The organism is Zooshikella harenae, assembly GCF_018837975.1.
GTDB classification, from domain to species: domain Bacteria; phylum Pseudomonadota; class Gammaproteobacteria; order Pseudomonadales; family Zooshikellaceae; genus Zooshikella; species Zooshikella harenae.
In genome coordinates, this window is sequence record NZ_JAGSOY010000206.1 from 1 (window position 1) to 2,067 (window position 2,067).

Annotated in this window: 1 protein-coding gene; it reads right to left on the bottom strand. The window is 44.1% G+C overall.

Annotated features, from left to right (window positions below):
• Positions 1-50: 50 nt before the first annotated feature.
• Entirely contained in the window at positions 51-1,829 is a 1,779-nt protein-coding gene (gene ptsG, locus KCG35_RS24860; protein WP_215822545.1) for a PTS glucose transporter subunit IIBC, read from the bottom strand.
• Between the last annotated feature and the right edge of the window lie 238 nt (positions 1,830-2,067).

Consider the following 2,067-nt stretch of genomic DNA (forward strand, 5'->3'; position numbering starts at 1 on the left):
GTTGTGTAGTGTTCCGCACGCCTGCCGAGGGAACACAATGTTCCAAATCGTTACTTAAGTTGATTATTCATTTCTTCAGCAAATGCTTCTGCATTTAAGCCAACCAACAAGTGCAGTTTATTATTGCCTAGTTGGGCAACACCATGGGCACCGGCTTTTTCAAGCGCGCCTGTATCCACCGCACCACTGTCTTTAACCTCTATGCGCAAGCGTGTCGTAGCACAACATTCTACATTGTTGATATTTGAGGCTCCCCCCAAAGCCAGAATGAAGCGCTTCACTTTCTCTGGAATACTCGGGTCAGCACCCGTTGAGCTGCTGGATTCTTCTTCCGCTACAGTCGCTGAGGCAGCAGGGGCGACAACTTCGTCTTCTCCTGTCGAGTTCTTTAGGTACTCTTCCATATCGGTTTTAAAGTTTTCAGAATGAGGTCCAAAAATTGCCTGTACGCCATTGCCAACAACGACACAGCCAGCAGCACCGAGGGCTTTAAGCTTAGCTTGGTCTACTTTATCAATTTCATTAACGGAGATGCGAAGACGAGTAATACAGGCATCAAGACTCGTGATGTTTTGTCTGCCACCAAAAGCAATGACGAGTTGTTTAGAGAAAGCGAATGCACCATCAGCATGAGCTTCATCTAGTGTCTGTTCTGAGATCTCATCTTCACGGCCAGGGGTTTTCAGGTCAAACTTAACAATTACTATGCGGAAGATAACGTAGTATACGGCAGCCCAAATAGGACCAATAATTAAGAACCACAGTGCATTTGAAGACTGATTGAAAAGAACAATGTAGTCAATCAATCCGTGTGAGAAGGTAGTACCGTGCTTAATACCCAAAGCAATACAGGTATAAAAAGCAGCTCCAGCTAATAAAGCATGAATTCCGTACAAGACAGGTGCTACGAAAAGAAAAGCAAATTCGATAGGTTCAGTAATCCCTGTCAGGAACGAAGTTAATGCAGCGGACAGCATGATACCACCGATTTTAGCGCGGTTTTCAGGTTTAGCTGTGTGCCAGATAGCAATAGCTGCTGCAGGTAAGCCCCACATTTTGAATAAGTAGCCACCTGCTAAGTTGCCTGCTGTTGGGTCATAGGCGATGTAGCGATGGATTTCACCACGAACAGTTTCACCAGTACTGCTAACAAACTCACCAACTTCAAAAAAGAAAGGAACGTTCCAGATATGGTGTAAACCGAAGGGTATCAACGTGCGCTCGATAATGCCGTAGATTGTGAAGGCTAACCCAGGGCTTTCATTAGCAGCCCAATGTGAGAAGCCTTTGATGCCTGCACCGATAGGAGGCCAAATAAAACTTAAGATGGTACCCAGTGCAATGGCTGCAAAAGCAGTGATGATTGGTACGAAACGTTTTCCTGCGAAAAAGCCAAGGTATTGAGGGAGTTGGATGCGATAAAATCGATTAAATAGAAACCCAGCAATACCACCAATAGCAATACCACCAAACACACCTGTATCAATCGACTTGATACCCATAATAAGCTTAGTTTCAGCGCCATTAGCGCTAGAGATAACACCCATTGTACCTAGAAGCACTGCATACCCAACGACTGAGGCTAAAGAGGCTACCCCATCATTTTGGGTTAAGCCTAGTGCAACACCAATGGCAAAGATAAGTGGTAAATTACCAAAAATCGCGCTACCCGCTTGCTCCATTACATGGGATAGAATTTCAGGCAGCCAGCTAAAGTTTGCTGCACCCACACCGAGTAAAATACCTGCAACAGGTAGCACTGATACTGGGAGCATTAGCGCTTTACCGATCTTTTGCAAGAATGCAAAAGAAGACTTGAAGTCAATCATCGTGTCCTCCTTCCTTTTTCAAGGAAACAGCTTTTTTATTAAATTGTTTTTGACTGCCTATTTCAATTTTCCAAGTTAACTGTTAACACGTTGGCGGAAGAATTTAAGTTTAGCGCTTTTTCTGCTGAGTGTTTGACAGTCAACTTCAGGCTTCGAATCTGAGTGGTTCTGTCGCAAAAATTATTTAGCGTAAAAACAAACTTATTTTGGACACACTTAGCCTGCTAATGCACAGAAC